The organism is Paenibacillus sp. SAFN-117, from assembly GCF_051966115.1.
GTDB lineage: Bacteria > Bacillota > Bacilli > Paenibacillales > NBRC-103111 > Paenibacillus_L > Paenibacillus_L residui.
Window position 1 is genome coordinate 55,364 of the sequence record NZ_JBQCLK010000015.1, and the last position, 26,285, is coordinate 81,648.

At 51.1% G+C, this 26,285-nt stretch carries 19 protein-coding genes; 16 read left to right on the plus strand and 3 right to left on the minus strand.

Translation table 11 applies throughout. The features are described from left to right. Positions 1-65 precede the first annotated feature (65 nt). The 10 genes from ACTHRH_RS11790 to ACTHRH_RS11835 all read left to right on the plus strand — a co-directional run bounded on the left by ACTHRH_RS11790 (position 66) and on the right by ACTHRH_RS11835 (position 17,376). The gene (locus tag ACTHRH_RS11790) at positions 66-1,127 is read left to right on the plus strand and encodes a FecCD family ABC transporter permease (RefSeq protein ID WP_150959977.1); all 1,062 of its coding nucleotides are present in this window, start codon (positions 66-68) and stop codon (positions 1,125-1,127) included. Beyond that, complete coding sequence (locus tag ACTHRH_RS11795) at positions 1,124-2,161, plus strand: FecCD family ABC transporter permease (RefSeq protein WP_144933458.1); 1,038 nt, start codon at positions 1,124-1,126, stop codon at positions 2,159-2,161. The genes ACTHRH_RS11790 and ACTHRH_RS11795 overlap by 4 nt, the downstream gene beginning before the upstream one ends. Before the next feature lie 136 nt (positions 2,162-2,297). Next, positions 2,298-4,859 (plus strand): LuxR C-terminal-related transcriptional regulator, encoded by a 2,562-nt coding sequence (locus ACTHRH_RS11800; RefSeq protein ID WP_150959976.1) that lies wholly within the window; start codon positions 2,298-2,300, stop codon positions 4,857-4,859. A 306-nt stretch (positions 4,860-5,165) separates the two neighbouring features. After that, complete coding sequence (locus ACTHRH_RS11805; protein WP_440415639.1) at positions 5,166-6,647, plus strand: RCC1 domain-containing protein; 1,482 nt, start codon at positions 5,166-5,168, stop codon at positions 6,645-6,647. 14 nt (positions 6,648-6,661) lie between these two features. Then, on the plus strand, positions 6,662-9,781 hold the full coding sequence (locus ACTHRH_RS11810; protein ID WP_440415641.1) for a chitobiase/beta-hexosaminidase C-terminal domain-containing protein: 3,120 nt from the start codon (positions 6,662-6,664) through the stop codon (positions 9,779-9,781). Then, complete coding sequence (locus ACTHRH_RS11815; protein ID WP_440415643.1) at positions 9,778-10,353, plus strand: S-layer homology domain-containing protein; 576 nt, start codon at positions 9,778-9,780, stop codon at positions 10,351-10,353. The genes ACTHRH_RS11810 and ACTHRH_RS11815 overlap by 4 nt, the downstream gene beginning before the upstream one ends. A 312-nt stretch (positions 10,354-10,665) precedes the next feature. Next, positions 10,666-14,322 carry an S-layer homology domain-containing protein gene (locus tag ACTHRH_RS11820; protein WP_440415645.1) on the plus strand — a complete coding sequence of 1,219 codons (3,657 nt, stop codon included), beginning with the start codon at positions 10,666-10,668 and terminating at the stop codon, positions 14,320-14,322. A 29-nt stretch (positions 14,323-14,351) separates the two neighbouring features. After that, on the plus strand, positions 14,352-14,978 hold the full coding sequence (locus ACTHRH_RS11825) for a hypothetical protein (protein WP_440415647.1): 627 nt from the start codon (positions 14,352-14,354) through the stop codon (positions 14,976-14,978). A gap of 275 nt (positions 14,979-15,253) precedes the next feature. Further along, on the plus strand, positions 15,254-16,420 hold the full coding sequence (nagA, locus tag ACTHRH_RS11830; protein ID WP_440415649.1) for an N-acetylglucosamine-6-phosphate deacetylase: 1,167 nt from the start codon (positions 15,254-15,256) through the stop codon (positions 16,418-16,420). A 269-nt stretch (positions 16,421-16,689) separates the two neighbouring features. Further along, positions 16,690-17,376: an MIP/aquaporin family protein gene (locus tag ACTHRH_RS11835; RefSeq protein WP_144933463.1), complete on the plus strand. Its 687-nt coding sequence runs from the start codon at positions 16,690-16,692 to the stop codon at positions 17,374-17,376. A gap of 292 nt (positions 17,377-17,668) precedes the next feature. Here ACTHRH_RS11835 and ACTHRH_RS11840 read toward each other — a convergent pair whose 3' ends face one another. The 3 genes from ACTHRH_RS11840 to ACTHRH_RS11850 all read right to left on the minus strand — a co-directional run bounded on the left by ACTHRH_RS11840 (position 17,669) and on the right by ACTHRH_RS11850 (position 18,988). Then, positions 17,669-17,950 carry a YxcD family protein gene (locus ACTHRH_RS11840; protein ID WP_144933464.1) on the minus strand — a complete coding sequence of 94 codons (282 nt, stop codon included), beginning with the start codon at positions 17,948-17,950 and terminating at the stop codon, positions 17,669-17,671. Positions 17,951-17,955: 5 nt separating this feature from the next. After that, positions 17,956-18,414, minus strand: coding sequence for a hypothetical protein (locus ACTHRH_RS11845; protein ID WP_144933465.1), 459 nt, complete (start codon positions 18,412-18,414; stop codon positions 17,956-17,958). A 214-nt stretch (positions 18,415-18,628) separates the two neighbouring features. Continuing rightward, on the minus strand, positions 18,629-18,988 hold the full coding sequence (locus ACTHRH_RS11850; RefSeq protein WP_440415652.1) for an iron-sulfur cluster biosynthesis family protein: 360 nt from the start codon (positions 18,986-18,988) through the stop codon (positions 18,629-18,631). A 114-nt stretch (positions 18,989-19,102) separates the two neighbouring features. On the opposite strand from ACTHRH_RS11850, the gene ACTHRH_RS11855 reads away from it, so the two are divergent. The 6 genes from ACTHRH_RS11855 to ACTHRH_RS11880 all read left to right on the plus strand — a co-directional run bounded on the left by ACTHRH_RS11855 (position 19,103) and on the right by ACTHRH_RS11880 (position 26,277). After that, entirely contained in the window at positions 19,103-20,617 is a 1,515-nt protein-coding gene (locus ACTHRH_RS11855; protein WP_440415654.1) for a carboxypeptidase M32, read from the plus strand. A gap of 439 nt (positions 20,618-21,056) precedes the next feature. Then, the gene (locus tag ACTHRH_RS11860; RefSeq protein ID WP_144933468.1) at positions 21,057-22,058 is read left to right on the plus strand and encodes an ABC transporter substrate-binding protein; all 1,002 of its coding nucleotides are present in this window, start codon (positions 21,057-21,059) and stop codon (positions 22,056-22,058) included. Between the two features lie 68 nt (positions 22,059-22,126). Next, positions 22,127-22,924, plus strand: coding sequence for an ABC transporter ATP-binding protein (locus ACTHRH_RS11865; RefSeq protein WP_186328208.1), 798 nt, complete (start codon positions 22,127-22,129; stop codon positions 22,922-22,924). Beyond that, on the plus strand, positions 22,911-23,738 hold the full coding sequence (locus tag ACTHRH_RS11870; RefSeq protein WP_440415700.1) for an ABC transporter permease: 828 nt from the start codon (positions 22,911-22,913) through the stop codon (positions 23,736-23,738). Before ACTHRH_RS11865 ends, ACTHRH_RS11870 begins: the two co-directional genes overlap by 14 nt. A 290-nt stretch (positions 23,739-24,028) precedes the next feature. Beyond that, positions 24,029-24,598 carry an outer spore coat protein CotE gene (locus tag ACTHRH_RS11875; RefSeq protein ID WP_144933471.1) on the plus strand — a complete coding sequence of 190 codons (570 nt, stop codon included), beginning with the start codon at positions 24,029-24,031 and terminating at the stop codon, positions 24,596-24,598. A gap of 224 nt (positions 24,599-24,822) precedes the next feature. Continuing rightward, positions 24,823-26,277 carry a putative amidoligase domain-containing protein gene (locus tag ACTHRH_RS11880; protein WP_440415658.1) on the plus strand — a complete coding sequence of 485 codons (1,455 nt, stop codon included), beginning with the start codon at positions 24,823-24,825 and terminating at the stop codon, positions 26,275-26,277. Positions 26,278-26,285 lie beyond the last annotated feature (8 nt).

A 26,285-nucleotide genomic window follows, 5' to 3' on the forward strand; every position in this document is an offset into this window, starting at 1 on the left:
CCGGTTAATCGGCAGCTTCCAGTGTAACTTGGACACATCGATTTATAAGAATGAGGAGAACGGGTATGCCGGAATGGACAGAAAGAGCGAACAAGAATGAATCAGGTGTAGAAACGGCGAAATTGCGGGTAAGGCCGCTCGCTGCGATCTTAATTATGTTGGGAGGAACCGTAGCATTATTGCTCGGGATTGCGATCTCTGTTTCCTTTGGTGCTGCCGATATAGGGCTTGGCACTGTATGGGAAGCTATAGTCTGGTTTCATCCGGATATCACCCAGCATCAAATCATTCAAGAGCTTCGTCTGCCGCGTGTGCTTGGCGGAGCAATGGTGGGTGCGAGCTTTGCGGTAGCGGGCGCACTGATGCAAGGCATGACCCGCAATCCAATGGCAGATTCCGGAATACTCGGACTCAACGCCGGGGCCGGCTTCGTTCTGGCGATATGTTTAGCCATTTTTCCCGGGCTGCCGTTTATGGTTCTAATCTTATATTCATTCCTCGGCGCCGGTGTGGGAGCAGGGCTTGTGTTCGGTATCGGCTCGCTGGCCAAAGGGGGATTGACGCCTGTACGTCTTGTATTGGCCGGAGCGGCAGTCAGTACGCTTCTCGCAGCGCTAAGCGAAGGTATCGCCCTCTATTTCCGCATCGGGCAGGATTTGGCATTCTGGTATGCAGGCGGCGTGGCGGGCACGAACTGGTTTCAACTGAAAATCATGTTTCCCTGGGTTGCGGGAGCAATGCTCGCGGCGATCATGCTCTCCCGATCCGTTACCATGCTAAGCCTTGGGGAAGAGGTCGCTACCGGTCTCGGACAACGGACGGGGCTCGTCAAGCTTGCGGGAACAATCATCGTTCTCATTCTGGCCGGTTCCGCTGTTTCGGTAGTCGGCGCCGTCAGCTTCGTCGGCCTGATTATCCCGCATTTGACGCGGTTTCTGGTTGGAGTGGATTATCGTTGGATTATTCCTTGTTCTGCAGTGCTTGGCAGCTTGCTTGTCGTGTTCGCCGATCTGGGGGCCAGAATCATCAACCCTCCGTATGAAACTCCAATAGGGGCGCTGATCAGCTTGATCGGAGTGCCGTTCTTTCTATATCTGGCACGTAAACAGAGGAGGGAGCTCTCATGAAAACGGGGCAAGCCGTACCCTCCGCCCGAACTAGAACGGCCCGGGGGATAACCGTCATGGTCGTTCTGGCTGTGCTAATTATCGTTTCTTTCGTCATTAGCATGAATACCGGCTATATTCGCCTGTCTCCATGGGATGTACTCAAGACGCTGGCAGGCTTGGGCACGGAGAAGCAGTCGCTCGTATTGTTCGATTTCCGGCTGCCTCGCATTGTCCTGTCCATTCTGGTCGGTGCAGGATTGGCCGTGTCGGGCTGCATCCTGCAGGGCGTCTCCCGCAATGCGCTGGCAGATCCGGGGATTTTGGGGATCAATGCCGGGGCCGGACTCATGGTCATGCTGTTCATTTATTTCTTTCCGGCAACGACAGCGGCCCCGGTATTCCTGCTGCCGGTTCTAGCCTTGGTCGGGGCCGGGTTGACGGCCTTGCTGATTTACACGCTTGCTCACCAACGGCATGAAGGCGTCTCGCCGACCAGGCTAGTGCTTACCGGAATCGCGGTAGCTGCGGGGATTAGCGCGGCCATGATCGTGCTGACGCTTCGTCTCGATCCCGCCAGGTATCAGTTTGTTGCCACTTGGCTGGCCGGCAGCATCTGGGGAACGAACTGGACATTTGTCCTCGCCCTGCTGCCATGGATAGCTGCGCTTCTCCCATTTGTTTTTAGCAAAGCCCGGGTCATGAACGTATTGAACCTTGGTGAGCAGGCGGCGACCGGACTTGGCGCCCCGGTGGACAAAGAACGGCTTCAGTTGCTTGCCGCAGCAGTAGGCTTGGCCGGTTCCTCTGTGGCAGTGAGCGGCGGGATCGGATTTGTCGGCCTGATCGGTCCGCATTTGGCCCGCCGGCTAGTCGGCCCGAAGCACGAGCTGCTGCTGCCGGCTTCGGCTTTGACCGGAAGCTTGCTGATGATCTTGGCCGATACGATCGGACGCTGGATCTTCCAGCCGGCGGATATTCCGACAGGTATTGTCGTTGCGGTCATCGGTGCCCCGTATTTTTTGTATTTGCTGGCGAAGGCGAAAGCCGGATAAGCAGTCCGGAAGCGAGGCCGGATTTGAAGAAACGGCGGTTTTGCAAGATCATCCCAGGCAGAATATGACCTTATTTGGTAAAATAGAGAAAATGTTCATCCTCATGGATGATTGCCAAAAAGGAAGTGGTCATGTAATGATCATTGCTACCAAATTGCATATTCCCCGGCCACGAACTGCGCTTATTACGCGTCCTCGTCTCATCCATCGTTTAAAAGAAGGACTGAATCGCGCACTCACGTTGGTCACAGCCCCTGCAGGATACGGCAAAACCACACTGCTCAGCGAGTGGGCGGAAGTGTTGGAAAGCCCCGTCGCCTGGGTATCGCTGGATATGGGAGATAATGATCGATTGCGCTTCTGGGCACATACGATTGCGGCGTTGAAACAAGCTTACCCGGCCTTCGACGAACAGGCTGTGCTTCGTCATGCTGCGGAAGACGCATCCGGTTACTCGCTGATTGCCGCACTCGTTAACGGGCTGCATCGCTTATCGCAGACGATAGTACTTGTGTGGGATGACTTTCACCAAATCGAAGAACCAACGCTGCTGAAGGGAATCATCTACCTGCTGGAACGACTTCCTTCTCACGTTCATCTCTATATCGCAAGCCGAATTTCACCATCGCTTTCCCTTTCCAGAATCCGGGTGGGAGATGGGCTAAATCAATTAGAAGCGAGTGATCTGCGTTTCGATCCGGAAGAGACGAGCGAATTTTTCACAAAATGCTCCGGGGTGGAATTGTCCAGCGTAGAAACGGCAGCCGTTCAGGAACGAACGGAAGGGTGGGTAGCCGCCATGCGGCTGGCTGTCTTGTCATTGAACGACAATTTCGATCCAGCCGCGATTATCCGGAAGATGACGGGAACGGAGCGTGACATTTCGGATTATTTCTTCGAAGAAGTGTTATCCCGGCAGCCTGAAGCGCTGCAGCAATTTCTGCTTCAGACGTCAATCTTGCAGCGGATGAGCGGCGAACTTTGCAAGGCGGTTACCGGAATGACCGAAAGTGCCGCATGGCTGCATTGGTTGGAGCAGGAGAGCCTGTTTATTGTGTCTTTGGACGAGCAGAGGAATTGGTATAGGTATCATCATTTGTTTCAGCATTTTTTGGCAGGGCAGTTGAAAATAAAAGAACCGCAGTTATGGGAGACGCTTCATATCGCGGCAGGAAGATGGTTAGAGGAAAACGGATATCCTCATGAGGCGGTAGAGCATTATTTGACGGCAGCGAGTTATGAAGATGCGCTTGTTATATTGGAAGCGATGGCGCCGGAGTTGATGATGAACGAATGGACGATGCTCTGCAAGTGGCTAAGCGATATTCCCGATTCGTTGTTGTTTGCCAAGCCGATGATGCTGTTGACTAAACTCGCTTCCCAGTATTTAGCCGGGCATACCGAGGCAGCCACGGACGGGTATTGGCGGGCGATCCGCAAGCTGGAAGAGGACGCAGGCTCCCTTCATGCCGACGAATCCGAGACGCTGCAAGCCGGCCTGGCTTTTCTGGCTGCATTCCGTACGTTTTTGGATCGGGATTTCGAATATGCCGTTCAATTCTCCAAGGAATTTGTTGAGAGACACCCACAAGGTGATTTATTCATCGGCTTTGGCAACGATTCGGACGGTTACCATCCCGTTTGGGACATCTATGTATCGGAAGACAGTCTTCGATTGGCCGATCAGGTACTGACACCTTTATTGTCCATTTGGTCCAAAACACAAAATGTATATTTTGTCGCTCACCTGAGTATAGATTTCGGAAAGCTGCAGTACGAAAGGAATCGCCTGGATGAAGCCAGGACGTATATGCAGCGGGCATACGATATCGGAAGATCCAATGACAACCCCAGCCTTGCTGCGACAGCCTCGCTGTGGCTTGCCCGCATTGCTGCGGTGCAAGGCAACTGGGAAATTGCAAGCTCTATACTTCAGGAGTTGACGGAACATACGGCTCCGAAGGTCAAGCCCCATTTGTCCAGGAAAATCATATGGTTCCGGGCAATGCAGGGCAGGATGCAAGGGAAAGAGAAGCCGGTGAGGCAATGGCTGCGAATGAGCGATCTTCGCTCCGGGGATGAAATTCCGTTATCGATGATCGGGGAATATGACTTGCTGGCCACCCTGTTGGCAGAGCAGGGGAAGACAGAGGAAGCAGTGGCTTTAACGGAACGGCTCATCCTCATCGCGAGCCAGGCAGGACGGCAAAGCGACAAGATCCGTTTGCTCATTCATAAAAGCCGGTTGCTTTCTTTGCAGGGCAAGCATGTACAGAGCATGGATGCGTTGGAAGAGGCGCTCGCCTTGGCTTGGCCCGAAGGGTACATACGCACCTTTGTTGATGAAGGGGTACCGATCGGGCAATTATTGAGTCGATTTATACATTTGCGTCAAAATCAACATCACCGTCCCGGAAGAAAAGTTCCTTTACCTTACGTGAAACGACTGCTGCGGCTCATCTCTCCAATCGAAGGAGGGAGGTCGGTTTCCAACGAGGGATACATGCCTTCTATAACCTCCAAAGAACAAAGTGTTCTTCGGCTTATGCAGACCGGGATGTCAAACAAGGAAATTGCGAATGAATTAAACGTTTCGTTATCGACCGTTAAAACTCATATTAACAATATCTATGGCAAACTGCAGGTCAATAGCCGTTTGCAAGCTTTGGAACGTGCCAGAACACTCAAGCTGTTCTGATCCGTTCCTTCTTTTTTTTGCGGGGATTATCTCCACCCCCCTTGCTCCACCCCGGATCGTTTTATGACAAGAGGGGTTGATCACAACCGGGAGGGAAGTTTGTATAATCTTCTGGATGAAGCCGTTAAGAGGTCAAAGAGAGGAGGGGTTGTATGGAATGTATTCGAGAGGAAGAGGGCAGCAATTAAACGGAGCTTCGTTCCAACGATTGATTTACAGGAGGCGATTCAAATTTTTGCAAGCATTCTTTGAAAAAGCTGAAACGGCTAATGGGTATCATTTTTTTCGAGTAATGGGGTGTAAAGGTTGAGAAGTTGGAAACGCTGTATTTCATTATTGGCGGCCCTTTTGCTGCTGCTGTCCAGTCTGCTGCCTGCTGTCCCACATGTGCATGCGGCAGATGATCCTGTCAAGTTGCCGGATGAGGAAGTCCGAACGTATGTATACTCGTTTGGCGCAGGTGGTAAAGGCAGATTGGGCCATGGTGATTTTAATAATCAGATGAGTCCGAAGCAGATCGAGTACTTCAGAGGCCACAAGGTCAAGGCAATTGCGGCGGGCTCTGAACATACCCTTGTATTGACGGAAGCAGGGGAAGTGTACTCGTTTGGTCGCGGCGGTTACGGACAATTAGGACATGGAGATAACGAGGATCAATCCCTGCCGAAGAAAGTGGAGGCTTTGGCCGGGATCAAAGTCAAGGCGATCGCCGCGGGAGATCATTATTCTCTTGTGTTAACAGAAGCAGGAGAAGTGTACTCTTTCGGGTATGGCCTTACTGGTCGATTGGGTCACGGAGATGACGAGAATCAATCCTTGCCGAAGAAAATCGAGGGTTTGACCGGGATCATAGTCAAGGCCATTGCAGCCGGGGGAGGACATTCCCTTGTATTGACGGAAGCGGGCGAAGTATATTCATTCGGCTCCGGTTCTTTGGGACAATTGGGCCATGGGAGAGATGCACATCAACGCAGTCCGCGGCAAATTGCAGGTTTGTCCGATGTCAAGGCCATTGCAGCAGGAGGCCTGCATTCTCTCGTGGTGACGGAAGCAGGAGAGGTATACTCGTATGGCAGCGGTTATTATGGTCAATTAGGACACGGAGATACCATGAATCAATCCTTGCCGAAGAAAATGGAGGCTTTGACCGGGATCGAAGTCAAGGCTATTGCAGCAGGAGGGATGCATTCTCTTGTCCTGACGGAAGCGGGCGAAGTGTATTCATTCGGCAATAGTTACCACAGTCAATTAGGGCATGGAAGCAGATTGAATGAACCCATTCCGAAGAAAATTGAAGGCTTGACTGAGAATATCGTCAAAGAGATTGCCGCGGGAAATGAATATTCCCTGGTGTTGACGGAAACGGGTGAAGTATACTCATTCGGGCTTGGCGATTCCGGTCAGTTGGGTCATGGAGACGGGCGTATAAAACCTGTTCCTGAGAAGATTCAGGGATTGTCGAAGGTGAGCGTGATTGCAGCAGGACTTACCCATTCTTTAGTACTCGTTGAAGAAATCATTCCGAACAGTTCAATCGCCCCACACGAAGCAACCTTTGACAAAAATCCGGCGGAGCAACAGGATGTCGTCGTATCTTTGACACTAAACGGCAATGAGTTGACCGGCATCTGGAATGGGCCGGCGCAACTTGCGGCAGGCGTGGATTACGAGGAGGACGGCAGTACGGTAACGTTGGCAAAGCTTTTTCTCGCGAAACTGCCAGTAGGTACGATGACGCTGGAATTTCGATTCACTGCAGGGAAAGCGCGAACACTAGACATTATGTAAGCGACAGTACGCCTGTGGAAGAATGCCCAAATGCAACGATTCATTATGTAAGGCAAGGGAGCACCGGCTCAGGATGCAGTTGGGCTAACGCTTTTGGCAATCTGCAGGATGCTCTTGACAAAGCGAAGGCGGGCGACGAAATCTGGATCGCCAAAGGCACATACGTCCCGACCGGCAACCAAATCGGGAACGATCCGCGAACGGTTCATTTCAAGATGAAGAACGACGTATCGATCTATGGCGGGTTCGCCGGGAACGAGGATCCGAAGACATTCGATCTTGCAAAGCGCGATTTTATCGACAACGAAACGATACTGAGCGGGAAAATCGGGCCGGGCGATGATGATAGCGACCATGTGTACCACGTGTTCTACCACAGTCGTGTGGATCAAACCGCTGTTTTGGATGGTGTAACGATAACAGGGGGAAGGGCCAACGGCAAATATCCTCACAATTCGGGCGGAGGGATGCATAACGATAACAGCAGTCCTACGTTGACGAACGTGACGATAAGCGGGAATTCGGCCGGGAGTGAAATAACCCATACCGGCGGCGGGATGTACAATGCCGATAGCGGTCCCGCGTTAACGAATGTGAAGATAAGTGGAAACTCAGCTTATTTTGGAGGTGGAATGTCCAACCATCATAATAGCAGTCCCATGTTGACGAATGTGACGATTAGCGGGAATTCAGCCGTCACTGGCGGCGGGATATTGAACGGGCAACAAAGCACTCCGACTTTAATAAACGTGACGATCAGTGGGAATAGGGCAGGTGCTGGTGGCGGGATGTATAATTATAATTTGAGCATCCCTACTACGATCCACAATAGCATTATCTGGGGCAATGGAACCAATGTAATAAACCACGATTCCATCAGCCCGAACATTCAATCTAGCCTGATCGGCGAACCAAATGCCGTGATCCCTGATGGGGTTGATCTGGACAGTGTCACTGTCGATACGCTGTTTCAAGCTCCCGAGTCTCTCGACAACGCGCCAACGATAAAGGGTGACTATAGGTTGAAACAAGGTTCGCCGGCGATCAATGGCGGGAATAACGATCTTGTCCCAGCCGGTGTTACAACCGATCGGGACGGCAATCCACGCTTTGTCGGTGAACGTGTTGACCTGGGCGCATATGAGTATCAAGGTGAAAAAGTACCCGTTCCGAGTGAGATCAGCATTCGCGGTGCCACGGAGATTACGATTCCATCCAACGATGAACAGCCGGTAATGGAGACGTATGAAGCCGAAGTGCTGGATGAAAATGGCGAAGTGATGCCGGATGAAAAAGTGCAATGGAGCGTTACAGTAGCGGAAGGCGTCAGCATCGATCCGGAAACGGGCGTGTTGACGGTAACGGATCAAGCGTCTGAGGGGCAGGTAACGTTAACGGTGACGTTGGTTAGTGACACAGCTATTTCCGCAGAGTTCAGTGTTACTTTGCAAGCGAGAGTAGTGGAACCACCCGTTCCGAGCAAGATCAGCATTCACGGTGCCACGGAGATTACGATTCCATCCAACGATGAACAGCCGGTAATGGAGACGTATGAAGCTGATGTGCTGGATGAAAATGGCGAAGTGATGCCGGATGAGAAAGTGCAATGGAGCGTTACAGCGGTGGAAGGCGTCAGCATCGATCCGGAAACGGGCGTGTTGACGGTAACCGATCAAGCGTCTGCCGGATCGATAACAGTAACGGCAAGTGTGAAAGCAAATCCCGGTGTCACCGGCAAGCTGGAAATCACCTTAAACGAACAAGGGGCGCCGGAGCGAGTTGCCAAACCGATCGCAAGTCCGATTGGCGGTACGGTTCCGTCAGGCACCAAGGTAACATTGAGCACGGCGACCGATGGAGCGACGATTTACTACACAACAGATGGAAGCGATCCGACCCGCGGCGGCGTCGAATATACAGCGCCTATCGAAATGACATCTGAGACGACGATCAAAGCCATTGCGGTGAAGGAAGGCATGCTCGATAGCGAATTGATGGAGGGGCATTATACCATCCTGCCCCCAGAGCAAGTCGCGAAGGCAATAGCAAGTCCGGTTGGCAGTACGGTTCCATCAGGCACCAAGGTAACATTGAGCACGGCGACTGAAGGAGCGACAATTTACTACACAACAGATGGTAGCGATCCGACCCGCAGCAACGTCGAGTATACCGCGCCTATCGAAGTGACAACGGAGATGACGATTAAGGCGATTGCGGTGAAGGAAGGCATGCTCGATAGCGAATTGATGGAGGAGCGTTATACCATCCTGCCCCCAGAGCAAGTTGCGAAGCCAATTGCAAGTCCGGTTGGCGGTACGGTTCCGTCAGGCACCAAGGTAACATTGAGCACGGTGACCGATGGGGCGACGATTTACTACACAACGGATGGCAGCGATCCGACCAGCGGCAGCGTCGAATATACCGCGCCTATCGAAGTGACATCGGAGATGACGATTAAGGCGATTGCGGTGAAGGAAGGCATGCTCGATAGCGAAGTGATGGAGGAGCATTATACGATTACGCCGCTACCTGCACCAGCGAATCTGACCGCTTCGGCGGGTGATCGTTCTGTTACCTTAAAGTGGGATGCTGTCACAGGAACAAGTAGCGTGACTTACGCAGTTTACCAAGCGGAAAATGCAACGCTTCCTGTCGATCCGGCGAACTGGAAGCTCACCCAATCAAATATTACCGCGAATTCCTACATGGTCACGGGATTGACGAACGGAAAGGCCTATTCGTTCGCCGTTAAAGCTATATATGCAGAAGGCGCCAGCGACTTCTCCAACATAGCAACAGCAACGCCAAGAGCAGCAGGAGGCGATTCCGGCCATTCGGGCATTGTTGTCGGCCCAATCTTATCCAATAACGCTGATCTGGCAGATTTGCAAGTATGGGCCAATGATAAGAAGCTGAAGCTGGACCCATCGTTTGCTTCGGAAACGACAGATTATGCAGCACGTACAGAAGCCAAGCGGGTCGAGATTGTGGCGAAACAAGCTCACTTCGGTGCGAAAGTGATGCTGGAGGATAAAGTCTTTACGGACAGCATCCAAATCGATTTGAAGGAAGGTAATAATACGGTTGTGCTGACGGTACAAGCGATGAACGGGACGAAGAAGAAAATACGTTGACCATTTACCGCGAAACGCCAAAGCCAACCGAACCGGTCATTAAATTTACGGACATCGCCGGACATTGGGCGGAAGGCTTCATCAAGCATGCCGCGGCTAAAGGCATCGTCAGCGGTTATCCCGATGGAACGTTCAAACCGGACCATCCGGTCACTCGAGCCGAGTTTACAGTGATGCTGGCTGGCGCATTGAAACTGAAAGGTGAAGGTGCCACGCTTACGTTCACCGACAACGAACAAATCGGTGAATGGGCAAAACAAGCCGTTGCACAGGCTGTAGAGTCAGGAATTATTGAAGGATACGATGATGGCAGTTTCCGGCCGAACAACCGCATCACTCGTGCAGAGATGGCGGCGATGATCGCCCGGGCGCTTAAACTGCAGCTTAACGCTGATGTGTCAACCGGATTTGCCGATAACGAGACGATACCGGAATGGGCAAGAGGTGCGGTCGAGGCGATTCGCGAGCTGGGCATTGTCGATGGCCGTGGCGAAAACCGTTTCATGCCGAACGAAACGGCTACCCGCGCGGAAGCAACGGTGATGCTGCTTCGGATGTTAGAACACAAATAAATGAACGCAAAGATCACCGTATGATAAAACCCACCGATTTCTATAAGTAACGGCGGACGACGCTATAGTGAGCGATATTCGAACAGGTGATTAAGACGATGAAAGGGGCATTTCCACTCGCAAATAGGAAATGCCTCTTTTTCAATTAGGAAAGAAAGAGGAATGGTTTTCATGTTTTCACGGTATATCTCCACCCCCTAACTCAACCTTTTGATTTATGGCGACAGACAAGGTTGATCACAAAAAAGCGGGATATTTGTATAATCATCAGGAATGAATTTCAAAAAGAAGCAAAAGGAGGACTTGTATGGGATGGGTCAGCGGAGTAAGAAAGTTTGGCTTCTGATTCTCACGATTTGGATTAGTTGTATAGGGCTGTTCCCCACCTCGATCGGAAGGGCTGTCGATGTTCTGTTCGATCAAGGGATTGGCTATGAGGGCGGAGCGTACGATCCGGATGCTGCACAGCCAACGGCATTCAATTGGACGAGACAATCCGGATATAAGGGCAGCTCGCTTGATGAGGAGAAGTGGTCCTACGAAACAGGGGATATGCTGGAATCTTCGCCGGCGATTGGTTCCGACGGTACGGTTTATGTCGGATCGAATGATGGGAAGTTGTACGCGTTGGATCCGCATGCTGAGGATGAAGCGGGTCGCGTAAAGTGGTTTTATGACACAGGGGGCTGGATCGTTTCTTCGCCTGCGCTTGGCGCGGACGGCACGATCTATGTCGGTTCGCATGACGGAAACTTGTATGCGCTGGATTCACATGCTTCAGATGATGCGGATCGTGTGAATTGGTTCTATGAAACAGGAGATTGGATTGCTTCATCCCCCGCCATCGGGGCGGATGGTACGATCTATGTCGGTTCGTATGATGGGAAATTGTATGCACTGGATCCGCATGCTTCAGGTGATGCGGATCGTGTGAAATGGATTTATGACGTTGAGGATTGGATTGTTTCTTCTCCGGTTATCGATTCGGCGGGCATCATCTATGTAGGTTCGTATGAAGGGAAATTGTATGCACTGGATGTGCATGCTAAGGATGAAGCGGAACGCGTAAAGTGGTTCTATGATACAGGCTTGGTGATCGAATCTTCACCAGCGATTGGTTCCGACGGCACGATTTATGTCGGTTCGTACGATGGGAAACTGTATGCGCTGGATCCACATGCTTCAGGTGATGCGGATCGTGTGAAGTGGTTCTATGAAACCGATGGCGCGATTGTTTCCTCCCCGGCAATCGGCTTGGACGACACGATTTATATCGGTTCCTCCGATGGAAAATTGTATGCGCTTGATCCGGATGCTGTTAGTGACGCTGATCGTGTAAAGTGGTTTTACCAAACTGAGAATGGCATACGATCCTCGCCGATCCTTGACGCCGACGGCACGATTTATGTCGGATCGTACGACGGGAAGTTGTATGCGCTGGATTCGCATGCTGCGGATGAAGCGGATCGCCTAAAGTGGTTTTATCAAATAGAGAGTGGGACTCGTTCCTCCCCGGCGATCGGCGCGGACGGTACGATCTATGTGGGTTCACTGAATGGGAAGTTGTATGTGCTTGGCGCGATATCCCTTGCTGCTCCGGACGAAGTCACAGCTAATGCCGATGAGGGAGCAGTACATTTGACATGGAATTGGGTTGATGGAGCTGCCCGTTATCAGATCTATATGCATCAAGGCATAACGGCTCCCGATGATCCTGCGGATTGGGTGAGCATACATGAGGAGGCCGTTACAGATACGGTCTATACCGTCAACAACCTGACCGCTGGCCTGCCCTATTGGCTCACGATAAAAGCAGTGAGTGCGGGGGGAGCGGAGAGCGGCTTTGCGGAACCGGTATCGGCAACTCCGTATGCAACAATTGCATGGGTTGAACCATTTCACCCGCTGCAAGTCCCCAAAGGAATAGCGATCGAGCATCTTCGCTTGCCTGAGGCCGTTCGCGTTCAACTATCCAATGCCGCTGAAGTTGACCTTGATGTCGTTTGGGATGTTGTCCAAACTGATTATGACCCTGAGCAGGCGGGAATTTATACCATTACCGGACTAGTGCAATTGCCCGAGTATATTCATCACCCGACTTCCTTGCAGGCGGAAATCAGGATAGAGGTAATAAGAGACACGCCAGCTCCAAGTAAGATCGAAATCCGTGGTGCCAAGGAGATCACCATCCCGACTGGCGGCGAAACGTCCGCAACGGAGCAATATGAAGCGATTGTGCTGGATGAAAATGATGAAATGATGCCGAATGAGCCTGTATGGTGGAGCGTCACAGATGCCGATGGAGTAAGCATTGATTCTGAACAAGGTCTGTTGACGGTAACGGCCCAAGCATCGACGGGGCAGGCAACCTTAAAAGCGACATTGATTAGTGACACAACGACTGCAGGAACAATGAATGTTATGCTGCAAGCAGATTCAATGGAACAGGACACCGAACCACCTCAATGGCATGAAGGCGATGAACTGAGTGTCTCGGACATCACACAATCGAGCGTGAGCCTGTCCTGGCCGAGCGCATTAGATAACATCGGAGTAACCGGCTACCGTATTTACGTCAACGATCAGAAAAGGATAACTATCAGCAGAGGCACCTATAAAACTACCGTTGCCGAATTGAAGGTAGATACAATCTACACGTTCAAAGTAACGGCTTATGACGGGGCAGGGAACGAGAGTGAGGCACTAACCGCTTCGGCAAAGACGTTGCCGCATCCGTCCGAACCGGACACCGAACCACCGGCATGGCCGGATAGGAGCGAACTGCTCGTATCGGATATCACCCGAACCAGCGTCAAACTGTCATGGCCGGCTGCACAAGATAATGTTGCTGTTATCGGATATCGTCTCTACTTGAATGACGAGAAGAAGGCGGACGGAGCAAGCGACAAATATGAATATTCGGTAACGGACAGCGTCTATATGTATACGATGAGAAACCTGTCACCTGATACTAATTATCGCTTTACTGTCCATGCCTATGATGCTGCGGGGAACGAAAGCGAATCCGGATTAAGCAATGCGGCAAGAACGCTCCCTCGTGCTTCGTCCGGCGGTGGAGATTCGGGAGGCGGTTCCGGTGCCGGCTGGTATTTATCCAGCAACGCCAATTTAAAAGCGCTTGAGGTATGGGTGGATGGCAAACGTGTTTCTTTAATGCCTTCCTTTAGATCGGATACCTTGTTTTATACGGCTAAGACGGAAGCGAAACAAATCGAGTTGAAAGCATCTGCCGAGCACTCGGCAGCCAAAGTGACATGGCAGGATCAACAGCTAGGCAGCGGTTTCGCAATCGACCTGAAAGAAGGCGGAAATATCATTCCGCTGATCGTTGTGGCAGAAGACGGTTCGCGGAAGACGTACACGCTCACTATAGAGCGGATCCAACCTGTTGAAGCTGTAATACCGGCGATCTCCTTTACCGACATCCCCGGACACTGGTCGGAAAGCTACATCAAACGCGCTGCTGAGAAGGGAATTGTCAGTGGTTATCCGGACGGAACGTTCAAGCCCCATCATCCGGTCACTCGCTCCGAATTTACGGTGATGCTGGCAGGCGCTTTGAAACTGAAAGGTGAAGGTGCCGCGCTTATGTTCACCGACAACGAACAAATCGGTGCATGGTCGAAACAGGCCGTTGCGCAGGCGGTACAAGCGGGGATTGTAGAAGGATATGAAGACGGCAGCTTCCGTCCGAACGCGCAGATCATTCGTGCAGAGCTGGCGGCGATGATCGCAAGGGCTCTTAAGATGCAGACTAATTCGAGTGCGACAACCGGCTTTGCCGATAACGAAGCTATTCCACAGTGGGCGAAGGGCGCAGTAGAAGCGATTCGCAAACTTGGCATCGTCGATGGCCGCGGAGGGAACCGGTTCGTACCGAACGACACGGCCACTCGTGCGGAAGCGGCAGTCATGCTGCTCAGGATGCTGGAACGTTCTTCTTCATAACTGAAGATGTAAAGATGGAGGTGTGGTTCATGAACCGAAAAAACATCGTTAAATTTTTGGCAGTATGGATGGGTGTGATGATCGCAATGTCCGGTTTGATGCCGTTTAACTCACCATACGTTTCTGCCCAAGCTGCAGTCAAGCAAGCCATGATGTTAAATACATCCGGTTTTTCACCTGGTTTTCCGGGTGATCCTGGTAGTTGTGATATTGAATGTCAACTGATCGAGGTTCAGCGAAAAAGGGTGGAGATGCTGCAAAATCAGGTCAGTGAAAAACTTGATGACATCAGATTGAAGCAGACTGAACAAAGCAAACTGGTGAGTCTGTTAACTAAATTCAACGAGTTGCATCGTTCTTTTGCAGCCGATTCGACGCCTAAAACGCCGATTCCGAGTACAGTGGCAGGTTCGAAAGAAGACATCATCCGGGGTTCAGCCGAATTGAACGAGAGCAATCATGACTTGAGAAGAAGTCTGGTCAAAATCCGAATGAAGCAAGATATTGAACAGGCCGTCGATTCGGTACAAACCAGGATTGATTTTTACAAAACCGAGCTTGAGCAGGATTGGATGGAGTTCCAATCATTAAACGAGAAATTACAAGAGGCGATTAAAATTTTAAACGACCTTTTGAAGAAACAAGGAAATTTATAACTGATGAATCGGTTAACCAACGGATCAGTCCAACTGCGTCGCGGCGGAAAACGCATACCATTTATGTTAACGGAAGCGGGCGAAGTATATTCGTTTGGTATTATACAGGAGAGAAGCGGGCAGCTGCAGGAGGGCGATCGGATTCGAATACAATAACGTCATTAGGAGTTGTATTACGCCCGGATTAGTCAGGAAAGAAACCACTTTGGGTTTTTCTTTTTGCCCCGGGGTATGCTACGCTCTATTTATCAGCAAACGAGAAGGAGGAGATGCGCTTGAACCGCAAAATTATCTATGATGTAAGGGCCGTATGCGGGAATGAGGTGCTATGGCCGGCTAATGTTTGGATTTGTGACGGATTAATAGAAAAAATCGACACCCGGCCTCTATCTTCGGGGCAGGTACAAAATTACGAGCTTATCGATGGTCAAGGAATGCTGCTCATTCCCGGAATGATTGATGTACATATTCATGGAGCCAACGGTTTTGATATGATGGATGGTACGGCACAAAGTGTCCAGGAAGTTTCCCTTGCCTGTGCATCAAGCGGATGCACTTCATTTCTGGCCACTTCCGTAAGCTCGACGATAGAAGATTTGCTGGGGATGATTCAAAGTGTGAAGCGGGTCATCGGTCATGAGGAAGGAGCCGCGATCGCGGGTATTCATTTGGAAGGCCCCTATTTAAACGAGAAACGGAAAGGAATGCAGAATGAAAAATTCCTCCGGCATCCCGATATCGAAGAGATGAGGAGAATTTACCGGGAAGCGGACGGTTGGATTAAAATGGTGACGATTGCTCCCGAATTACCCGGCGGAATGGAAATGATCTCTTACTTGCGGGAACAAGGGACCATTGTGGCGGCCGCCCACTCCGATGCTACCTATGAAGAGGCGAAGCTTGCCTTCGCCCGTGGGGCCAGTCACGTGACTCATTGCTTCAACGGCATGCGGCCCATTCATCACCGGGATCCCGGACTTGTCGCAGCCGCCTTTGAGGAGGAGCATGTGAGCCTGCAAGCTATAGTGGATAATGTCCATCTCCATCCGGCCATCGTTCGATTGATGCATCGTGTGAAGGGCGCCGATAACATGGTTTTGATTACGGATGCTCTTCAAGCCATGGGTTTGGGAGACGGAATTTATACTTTCGGAGGGCATCAAGTCGAAGTAGCCGACGGGATTGCCCGTTTACAGGACGGAACGTTAGCCTCGAGCACGATTACAATGAATAAAGCATTGCAATTGACGGTCGAGCTCGGAATTTCCATAACCGATGCGGTTCAGATGGCATCGACGACGCCTGCGAATATATTAGGCCGTCGGCATAAGGGAAGAATCGCTGCCGGCTGCCAGGCCGATCTAGTATTGCTCAACGACAGCTTCGACGTGCAGTGGACGATGATCGAAGGAAAATTAATCCCCTCTACCATACGGATTTAATGTTTAACGCATGGGAAAGTTTCCGGCTCGGAATCATCCCAGGATCTGGCCGGGTTAAAGTGATAAGCACCTCTCTTCGACGTGATCGGTGGGAGGTGTTATTTCATTTGCTCCTGATATTTAATTCAGGTAACGTCTATTTTTCGAAGAGGTATGCAGGAAACAAAATATGGCGGGAGACACCTGTGATTAAACAGCTGTTCATTTTTTGTTTAGTTTGACCTTGTATTCTATTTCAGGTTCAAGTATACAAGGGAAGGAGGAAAGAAATGTATCCCTCATGGAAAAAATATGCGGCCGAATTCATCGGTACGTTGGTGCTGGTGCTGATAGGCTGCGGAAGTGCGGCAACGGCCGGGGGCGAGTTAGGCTATCTGGGAATCGCCTTCGCGTTCGGATTGTCCATCGTTGCGATGGCTTATGTGATCGGCCCCATCTCCGGATGCCATATAAATCCGGCGGTTTCGCTGGCAATGCTCATCCGTCGCAAGATGTCGGGAAAGGAATTCATAGGTTATGTGATAGCTCAGACAGCCGGGGCCGTAGCGGGTTCGGTGCTGCTGTACGCTATTATTCATTCAACGGGTCTGCCCGTAACTGGTCTGGGACAGAACGGATTCGGTGAAGGGTACGGAATCGGAATCACCGCGGGCATGGCGTTCATCGTGGAGATCGTATTGACTTTCATCTTCATATACGTCATATTGGGCGTCACCTCCGATTCTGCGAATAGTCATGTAGCAGGGCTGGTTATCGGGTTATCGCTGGTGCTCGTTCACATTCTGGGCATAGGCCTTACCGGCACGTCCGTCAATCCGGCAAGAAGCTTCGGTCCGGCCATTCTATTGGGCGGGGAAGCTCTGGCAGAATTATGGGTATTTATTGTGGCCCCTCTCATCGGTGCGGTGATGGCCGCCATCGTATACCGGCTGTTGAATGTTGGCAAAGAGGCATAGCTGCCGCAAATGGGTTCAACCTAGATAGCATTAAAATATCATTACGAATACTTGCGGAATCGGGGAACTTGCAGCCTTCCTGAACAGATTGGCACTGCCTGGGAACCGACACCCGTTAATTCTGCAACAAAAACCGCTCGGCACTTCATTGTGCAAGCGGTTTTTTTTGCTAATTAGCCACTTAATAAGCAAGGGCAGGGCAGGAGTGGCAAAATAATGATTCGCACGTAAAAAAGCTGCCTATATAACGCATAACCCGTTATAGGCAGCCGTGGTAGTATGAGTGGATTGATTATTCCTCGCGAATAATCGCGAACATTTCGTCTTCGACATCCAGTTCAATCTCGCTGCGGAAAACGCGGCGGTCGTACTGGGTAAGCATGTACCTCTCGATCGCTTCCTTCATGTTCGCTTCGATCAAATATTGGTTGCGTCCCTCTGCCGTCACTTCGGCGGAGAAGCCCAGCTCCTCATCCCACATGAGCTGCACCTGCACCTGAGTAGGCTGAATTTGCTTGCGCTCCGCAATGTGAAGGCAGATAGCGTTAATAAGTTCTTGTTCGTTCAGTATCATCTATCTTACCTCTTGTAGGGATCGTTGTGCATTTGCTGCTTCTTGCGGCGGTCCATGGCGTTGAAGATTGCCCGAACGATCGCAAATACGACAAAAATGACGATGAACAATGCAGCAAGATTAACCAGCAGACCAAGAATTTCTCCCATGAAGCCCATTCCGCCGAACAAGCCTCCGAACAGCATACCTGCGAGTCCGCCGATCATTAGCCCTTTCATAAAGCTGCCTCCGCTGAAGAATCCGCGGTTGGCATTGGCGGCCGTACCGGTGCTATTCGTAGAACGGTTGGTAGCAGAATCCTTGTTGACGCTATCCTGGCTCTTGGACGGTGTGTTCTGCTGCTGTTTGAAACTGCCGGTATTAGACTTGTAGCTTCCGCCTCTCGGCTTGGCATCGACGATGGCCGGAGCTGCCGTGGCAAATAATAAGAAGCAGGCCATAAATACTAGCATGAACTTTTTCATAGTTCCCCTCCTGAAGTTTGTAAAATCTATTTATACAATACTAAATACGGACGTCCAGAGCAACCGTTTCATTATAGTTAGAAAAAAGGTTTTATTACTTGGCAAGCAGGCCTCGGACTATAAACGGTTTTCCAAGGGGAAGGCACATCCGGTTCTTAGCGCTGCAGCCATTCACGCCCGGCTCCAAGCTTGCCGTTCTTGGGATTATAACAATCTATTGCGTTCTGGAAACGGACGAAGTGGTATTTCTTTTGTCCAGCAAGGTCATCGAGGCGTTGTAGATTTGCTGATTACTCTTGAGCTGGAACACTTTCTTCTCGGTATTATAATCCAGCCTCAGATTATCCTCGAAAAAAACCTCCTGTCTCTTCTCGTAAAGGATAGAAATAGGAGAACATGCGGCCGCAGAAGATTCCTCCGAAGGCTCCATCGGATCCACCACCCAAATTTGCGGAACCCCGCTCACAGCGCATCCGCATCCCTCCGAATCGTAGACGAGCTTCAGGGCATAGCCTTCTCTGCCGAACCGTTGTAAAATTTCGCTTTGCGCAGCCTGTCCCACCTCTATATGCATCATCATCACTCCTTGTACTTATCGGCGCTCTTATGTAATTAATCTACATGTTGATTATAAAACGAAGAAAAAGTAATATCAAAGTGTACCATATAATGGGAAGGAGTTGTCGGAATGAGCGCCTTTGAACAGCATTTGAATGATTTTCAAAAACTGATCAAAAAAATGATCGCTTATGGAGAAGCCGTCGGATTGATGCACTGGGATTTGCGGACAGGTGCCCCCAAGAAAGCAGTCGAAGGCCGATCACAAGTGATCGGACAGTTGTCGGGGGAATTGTTCAGATTATCGACATCCGACGAGATGGGAGCCATCCTGGAAGAGCTGTCCCGGCCCGACCATGAAGAACGGCTGAACCGGACTCAGAAAAAAATGATCGCTGTGGCAAAGAAAGAGTATGACCGGAGCAAAAAAATTCCGCCCGATCTATACCAGCAGTACGTCGTCCTTACTTCACAGGCCGAGTCTGTCTGGGAGGAGGCGAAGGAAACCTCTGATTTTGCCAAATTCCGTCCCTATCTTGAAAAAATAGTGGCCACAAATCTCGAATTTATCGAGTTCTTGGGCTATGAAACTAACAAATATGATACTCTGCTGGACATGTATGAGCCGGGCATGACCATGGCTAAGCTGGATCAGCTGTTCGGAGCCTTAAGAGAGCGGGTAGTGCCGCTGGTAGCCGCAATACAGCAGTCTCCCCATCAGCCGGACACATCCTTCCTTAAGCAAACCTTCGATAAGGAGAAGCAGCGGCAGTTCAACCTGTTCATCCTGCGGGAGATGGGCTATGATCTGGAGGCCGGACGTCTGGATGAGACGGTGCATCCGTTTGCTATCGGACTTAATCCCGGAGATGTTCGGATCACGACGAAGTTTGTGCTGGATGATCTGGCGACGGCACTGTTCGGCACGATTCATGAAGGCGGTCACGCTCTGTATGAACAAAATATAACCAAAGACTTGATGGGTACCAATCTGTGCTCCGGCACTTCGATGGGCATTCACGAGTCTCAATCCCGCTTCTGGGAAAACATGGTCGGCCGAAGCTATTCATTCTGGCAGCGGTACTACGGTGAGCTACAGCAGACATTCAGCGGACTTCTGGATGGCGTGCCGCTTTCCGACTTCTACCGGGCTATCAACGAATCCAAGCCATCCTTGATCCGTACGGAATCGGATGAGGTCACTTACAATTTACATATCATGATCCGCTATGAAATCGAGAAAGCACTGTTTGAAGAAACGGTGAGCGTTGCGGATCTGCCCGAATTCTGGAATGAGAAATATAGGGACTATTTAGGGGTTGTCCCGGCGAATGACGGGGAAGGCGTACTGCAGGACGTTCACTGGGCCGGAGGCATGTTCGGCTACTTCCCGTCCTATGCGTTAGGAAATATGTATGCGGCCCAATTCCGCCATACTCTGCTGGGTCAGATGCCCGATACGGAAGACAAAATAGCGAAAGGGGACCTGCTGCCGATCAAGGAATGGCTGACCGAGCAGATTTATCAGTACGGCAAGCTGCTGGACCCCGGAGAGATTGTGCTTCAGGTGACAGGCGAGGAACTGAATCCGGATTACCTAGTCCGGTATTTGGAAGAGAAATATAAACCGATCTACAAGCTGTAAGCAGGTGGATCGCATGAATATGAAGCGCCCTTATTCCGGGGCGCTTTTTCTCATATGGAGGATACAAGGAGTCTGTTAGACGGATGAAAATGGATTTCTACCTAAGGCGTCCATTCCGTTCCGAAGGAAAGTGACGAAGCTTCAAACAACGAATCAGTGACCGGCGCATGCTGAAATAGAATTGAATGTGGCTAACTGCCGGGTCATGAAGGAAGGTTATCGCGACACTCCAGAAGAAGTGTTGTGATGATTGGTTATTCACTCCTTGATTGGAAGGGATAACGCTCAGATGATGAATCCGGATAGAGCATTCGGGTTCGTTCTTTTTTCCCAGGTATACAGCAGGAAATAGGGAAAAAGTCGGCTGAGGTTAAACCACTTGCTGGGCTTCTGCATATGATACAGGGAACAATCACTAGCGGGGAGGAGAATGATGTTCATGAGTAAACGGGGATGGCAAGCGTTCCTTGTGCTGATGCTGGCGCTCGGGCTTATACTGCCCGCGTGCTCGCAAAACGGAGGAGCAACGAAAATCCGACTGGGAGAAGTAACCCGTTCGATTTTTTACGCTCCCCAGTATGTAGCCCTATCAGAAGGTTTTTTTAAAGAGGAGGGGCTGGAGGTGGAGCTGACGACTACCTTCGGCGGAGATAAAACGATGACCACACTGCTTTCCGGAGGGATCGACATCGCGCTGGTCGGTTCGGAAACTTCCATTTATGTCCATCAGCAGGGAAGTGATGATCCGGTCATGAATTTCGCCCAGCTGACGCAAACGGATGGGACGTTTCTGGTAGCCCGCAAGGAGATGCCGGACTTCAAATGGGAGCAGCTGAAAGGGAGCACTTTCCTTGGTCAGCGCAAAGGCGGAATGCCACAGATGGCGGGTGAATTTACATTGAAGAAGCACGGAATCGATCCGCATAAAGACTTGAACCTGCTGCAAAACGTCGAATTCGCCAACATCCCGACAGCCTTCGCTTCGGGCACGGGAGATTATGTCCAGCTGTTCGAGCCGCAGGCATCCGTGTTTGAGAAGGAAGGCAAAGGCTCGGTCATAGCATCGTTCGGAGTGGAGAGCGGACGTTTGCCTTATACCGTTTTTATGGCCAAGAAAAGCTATATCGACAAGAACGAAGAGATTATTCAAAAATTCACTAACGCGGTTCAACGCGCGCAGAAATGGGTCGACAGCCAGCCGGTAGAGGCCATAGCCGAATCCATCGCTCCTTTCTTCCAGGATACGGAGAAGGACATTATAATCCGCGTAGTTCAGCGTTATAAAGAGCAAGGAAGCTATGCAAGCGATCCTATCATCGATGACGAGGAGTGGAATAATCTGCTTGATGTCATGGAGGAAGCCGGAGAGCTGAAGGAAAGAATTGAACCGGCTGCACTGGTTAACAACAAGTATGCGGAACAGGCCAAACAGAAGGAGTAACAATTCCTGAGGGATTTAAACAAGAGTGGTGAAGTAAATCTATATTTACGGGCAAAGGGGGAATCGGAATGGAAGCCGCAGTTCGTCTGAATGAGATTACTCAGGTATACGTAACCGAAAGAGGCGCCTCCCTCGCCATCGAAGAGATCAACCTGTCGCTGGAACCAGGTGAGTTTGTCGGTCTGGTCGGTCCTAGCGGCTGCGGAAAAACAACCCTGCTTTCGATAATCGCCGGGCTGATCCGGCCAACATCCGGGACGGTGCAGATTTTTGGAGAAACGGTAGAGAGCCCGTCAGGCAAGGTCGGCTATATGCTTCAGCAGGATTATTTGTTTCCCTGGAGGACTATTTACCAGAATGTTTTGGTCGGGTTGGAACTGACCGGTCAGCTTACGAAGGCTAACCGGGAGTATGCCCTTCATCTGTTAAATGAGCTGGGGCTGGCCGATACGAAGGATCAGTATCCTTCTCAATTGTCCGGAGGGATGCGGCAGCGTGTGGCTTTGGTGCGGACTCTTGTGACCGAACCGGATATTTTGCTTCTGGATGAGCCTTTCTCGGCGCTTGATTATCAGACCAAGCTGGAGCTGGAGGATTTGCTGTCCGCTACCCTGAAGGCCAGAGGCAAAACCGCCCTGCTCGTCACCCACGATATTTCCGAAGCGGTGGCGATGAGTGACCGCGTACTGGTTATGGGCCGCAACCCCGGCATATTGCGCAAGGAGATTATCATTCCGGAGCCGATAAGGCATGAGACGCCTTTCAAGGCCAGGGAGGCGGCTGAATTTCACCCGATCTTCAATCAAATTTGGAGGGAGCTGGAGACTCAAGAAAGAAAGAGTGGTGTCAATGATGCTAACCGGTAACAAGTCATCTGGACGGACAGCTTTGACAGAATCGATCTTCGGACAATATTTGGCGCAGCGCAGAAGAATGAAGTGGCTGGTATGGTTGTCCCAGCTGGCGATCCTTGCGGGCGGGTTGATCCTATGGGAAATGGCGGGAAGGAATAAATGGATAGATGTATTGCTGTTCAGCTACCCCAGCAAAATCATCGAGCTGCTGTATTCCAAGCTGCTGGACGGCAGTCTGCTTCCGCATATCGGGGTGACGGTGCTGGAGACACTGGTCGGCTTCATTCTAGGTACGCTTGTGGGTACGGCTATAGCGATCTTGATCTGGTGGTCGCCTTTTTTGCAAAAGGTTCTCGATCCCTACATCGTCGTCCTGAACAGTATGCCCAAGGTAGCGCTCGGACCTCTTTTTATTGTCGGTCTGGGTCCCAACGTCCTGTCCATCATTGCCATGACATTGGCTATAACGGTCATAGTAACGACACTGGTCATCTACTCCAGCTTCAACGAGGTGGATTCGAACTATGTGAAGGTGATCCGGATCTTCGGGGGGCAGCGGACCCAGGTGTTTCGCAAGGTGATTCTGCCGGCTTCCTTTCCGACGATTGTTTCCACTCTGAAGGTGAATGTCGGTCTGGCTTGGATCGGGGTGATTGTCGGGGAATTTCTTGTGTCGAAACAAGGACTGGGCTATTTGATCATCTACGGTTTCCAGGTGTTCAACTTCTCTCTGGTTATCGGCAGTCTGTTTATTATCGCGATCGTAGCGACCTTGATGTATCAAGCGGTAGCCTACTTGGAAGGAAGGCTTGCAAGGAAGAATTAAAGATTTGCTTCAGCAGGCGGACTTCGTCGGGAACCGGCGGCCCGGAGGGGACTCCCACGCTGCAGGGGGGATTCCTTCCCTCCGTCGACATCCGGTTTAAGAATAGAAGACAAAAAGAAGGAAGAAAGCCGAGGGTTGTCCGACAAGGCAAGGGCAGCCGCCAAAAATCCTAGAAAATCAGGAATGAACAAGTTTGGCGTGGTTTCTCGGATTCTCAAAAATTTTTGTCACCCTAGACGAATGTCCTGCATACAATTTAAAAGAATGATTGTATGGAGGAGGTTGAAACGATGTCGATTACAGATAAAGATCTGCAGTTTAGAGAGATCATAACAAAAGCAGTTTGCGGCAAAGGACGTAAATTCAGTCAGGTGAGCCATACCGTAACTCCGTCTCATGCTCCAACCAGCATCCTAGGCGCGTGGATTATCAATCATCAGTACGAAGCGGCCAAAGCGAGCGACGGAGTAGAAGTAATAGGTACTTATGATATTAACATCTGGTATTCGTATGATCGGAATACGAAGACGGACGTAGCCAAAGAAACGGTTTCGTATGTCGATGTCATCCCGTTATCTTACATTGACAAAAAACATAGGGCTTCCACGGCAGAAGTATCTGCTACTGCGACACAGGAACCGAACTGCGTCGAGGCGAGCGTATCGGCAGACGGTAGCTGTGTCATTATTAGGGTAGAGCGGGAGTTTATGATCGAAATGGTGGCGGAAACGAAAGTATGCGTCCTTGTGAATCCGAACGGATGCCCGGATTTCCATGATAAATCCTATGACTTTGATGGCGAGGATCTCGGCGATTATGAAGATCTGGATCCTGAACTGATCGACGAGGACTACACCTGACTTATTAACCATTATATGTAACAGGCTTTATTATGCTGAGGGCGGGAGCCCTCTTTTTTACCGCATAAGGGTCTTATTTTTTTACAGCATAAATAATTCGTAAAATAAGACTCTTATTGGCATAAAAAGCTACCTCTAAAGAAGGATTCGACGACATCTCCGAGTATGCATCAATGGAAGCTTTTTTTCGGCATCAGGGTTGGTGCCGGCAAGGAGGGGCGGTTATGGGGATTTTTGTGCTGCATGGCCGGGAGAGAGAACTGGAGCCTCTGCTGAAGCAGTTGGACCTGCCGCACGGAGATAGGCTGCCGGAAGACTTTCCGGTAGAAGCGGTCATTCGGTGGGGGACGAAGGTGGAGGAGCCGGAAGGAGTGCTGACGCTCAATCGGCTGAAACCCGTACTGCGGGCCGGTAACCGGCCGGAGAGGGAAGAGATACTGAGGCTTCACGGATTAAAGCCGGGAATACTTCAAACGAGGGCGGAACGAAGCGGCTTTCCTATGTATACACATGAGTATATGATCCCCGTCTTTCATCTGGAAGTGTTGACCGTCTACGAGAAGAAGGCCGCTCAACCTCTGCTGGCTCGTTCGGCCTCCGCCATCCGTCCGGCTTTCCGTGAGCTGGGGGAGGAGAACTGGAGCCACCCTGTGCGCAGAGCGGTTAAGGATTCTTTAAAAGCGGTTTATGCTTTGGGCCTGGACTTTGCACTGGTACGAACGGCGGTAACGGCGGACAGCCGGACCGTCATTGTTGATGTGGAGCCCAATCCGAAGCTGATGGGCGGCTGGGTCCGAAGGCTTGTCGAGGCGATCCGTCAATTTGCCGCGGATGTCAGGAAGCAGGCGGGAGGGGCACCTGCAGCAATGCTCGGGGCGGACCCGGAATTCGTGCTGCAGAATCGGGAAGGGAAAATTACTCCCGCCTCCCGTTTTATGGACAAGGAAGGGGCAGTCGGCTGCGATAACGTGATTGTGCGCGGACAGCGAACGTTCATGCCGCTGGTGGAGCTGCGTCCGGAACCCGCCTCCGATCCGAGGCAATTGGTCCGCCATCTGCGGAGAAGTCTTCTGCAGGCGACCCGGTTGATTACGGACCGCGATCTTGCCTGGGTAGCGGGAGGCATGCCCGTGCGCGGGATTCCGCTCGGCGGCCATATTCATATTAGCGGAATCTGGCTTCATTCCCGATTGGTCCGGATGCTCGATAATTATTTGGCCCTCCCGATGCTGCTGACGGAGGAAGAGCGTGATCGATATCGCCGGCCCCGCTATGGCTATCTGGGAGATATTCGCCGCAAAGCCCATGGCGGATTCGAATACCGCTCGTTGGCGAGTTGGCTCGGTTCCCCCCGTCTGAGCGCAGGGGTATTGTGCCTGACCCGCTGCATCATCGATCACTATGGCGAGCTAAAGCAGGAGCCGCTGACACGGTTCGAGGTGCAGCAGGCATTTTACGAAGGCAACAAAACGTATTTGCGCCCGGTGGTCCGTGAACTATGGGGGGAGCTTGAACGATTGACCGCTTATTCCACCTACAGGAAAGAGCTGGACGCATTGAAGCAAATCGTATTTGGCGGGAAGGTTCTGCCGGCGGGTGATTTTCGCGGTGCCTGGAAGCTCCCCGCCGCTTCGGAATTGAACCTTCCGGCAGGCCGGAAAACTTTGGAGAGGCTCTGATCAGTTAG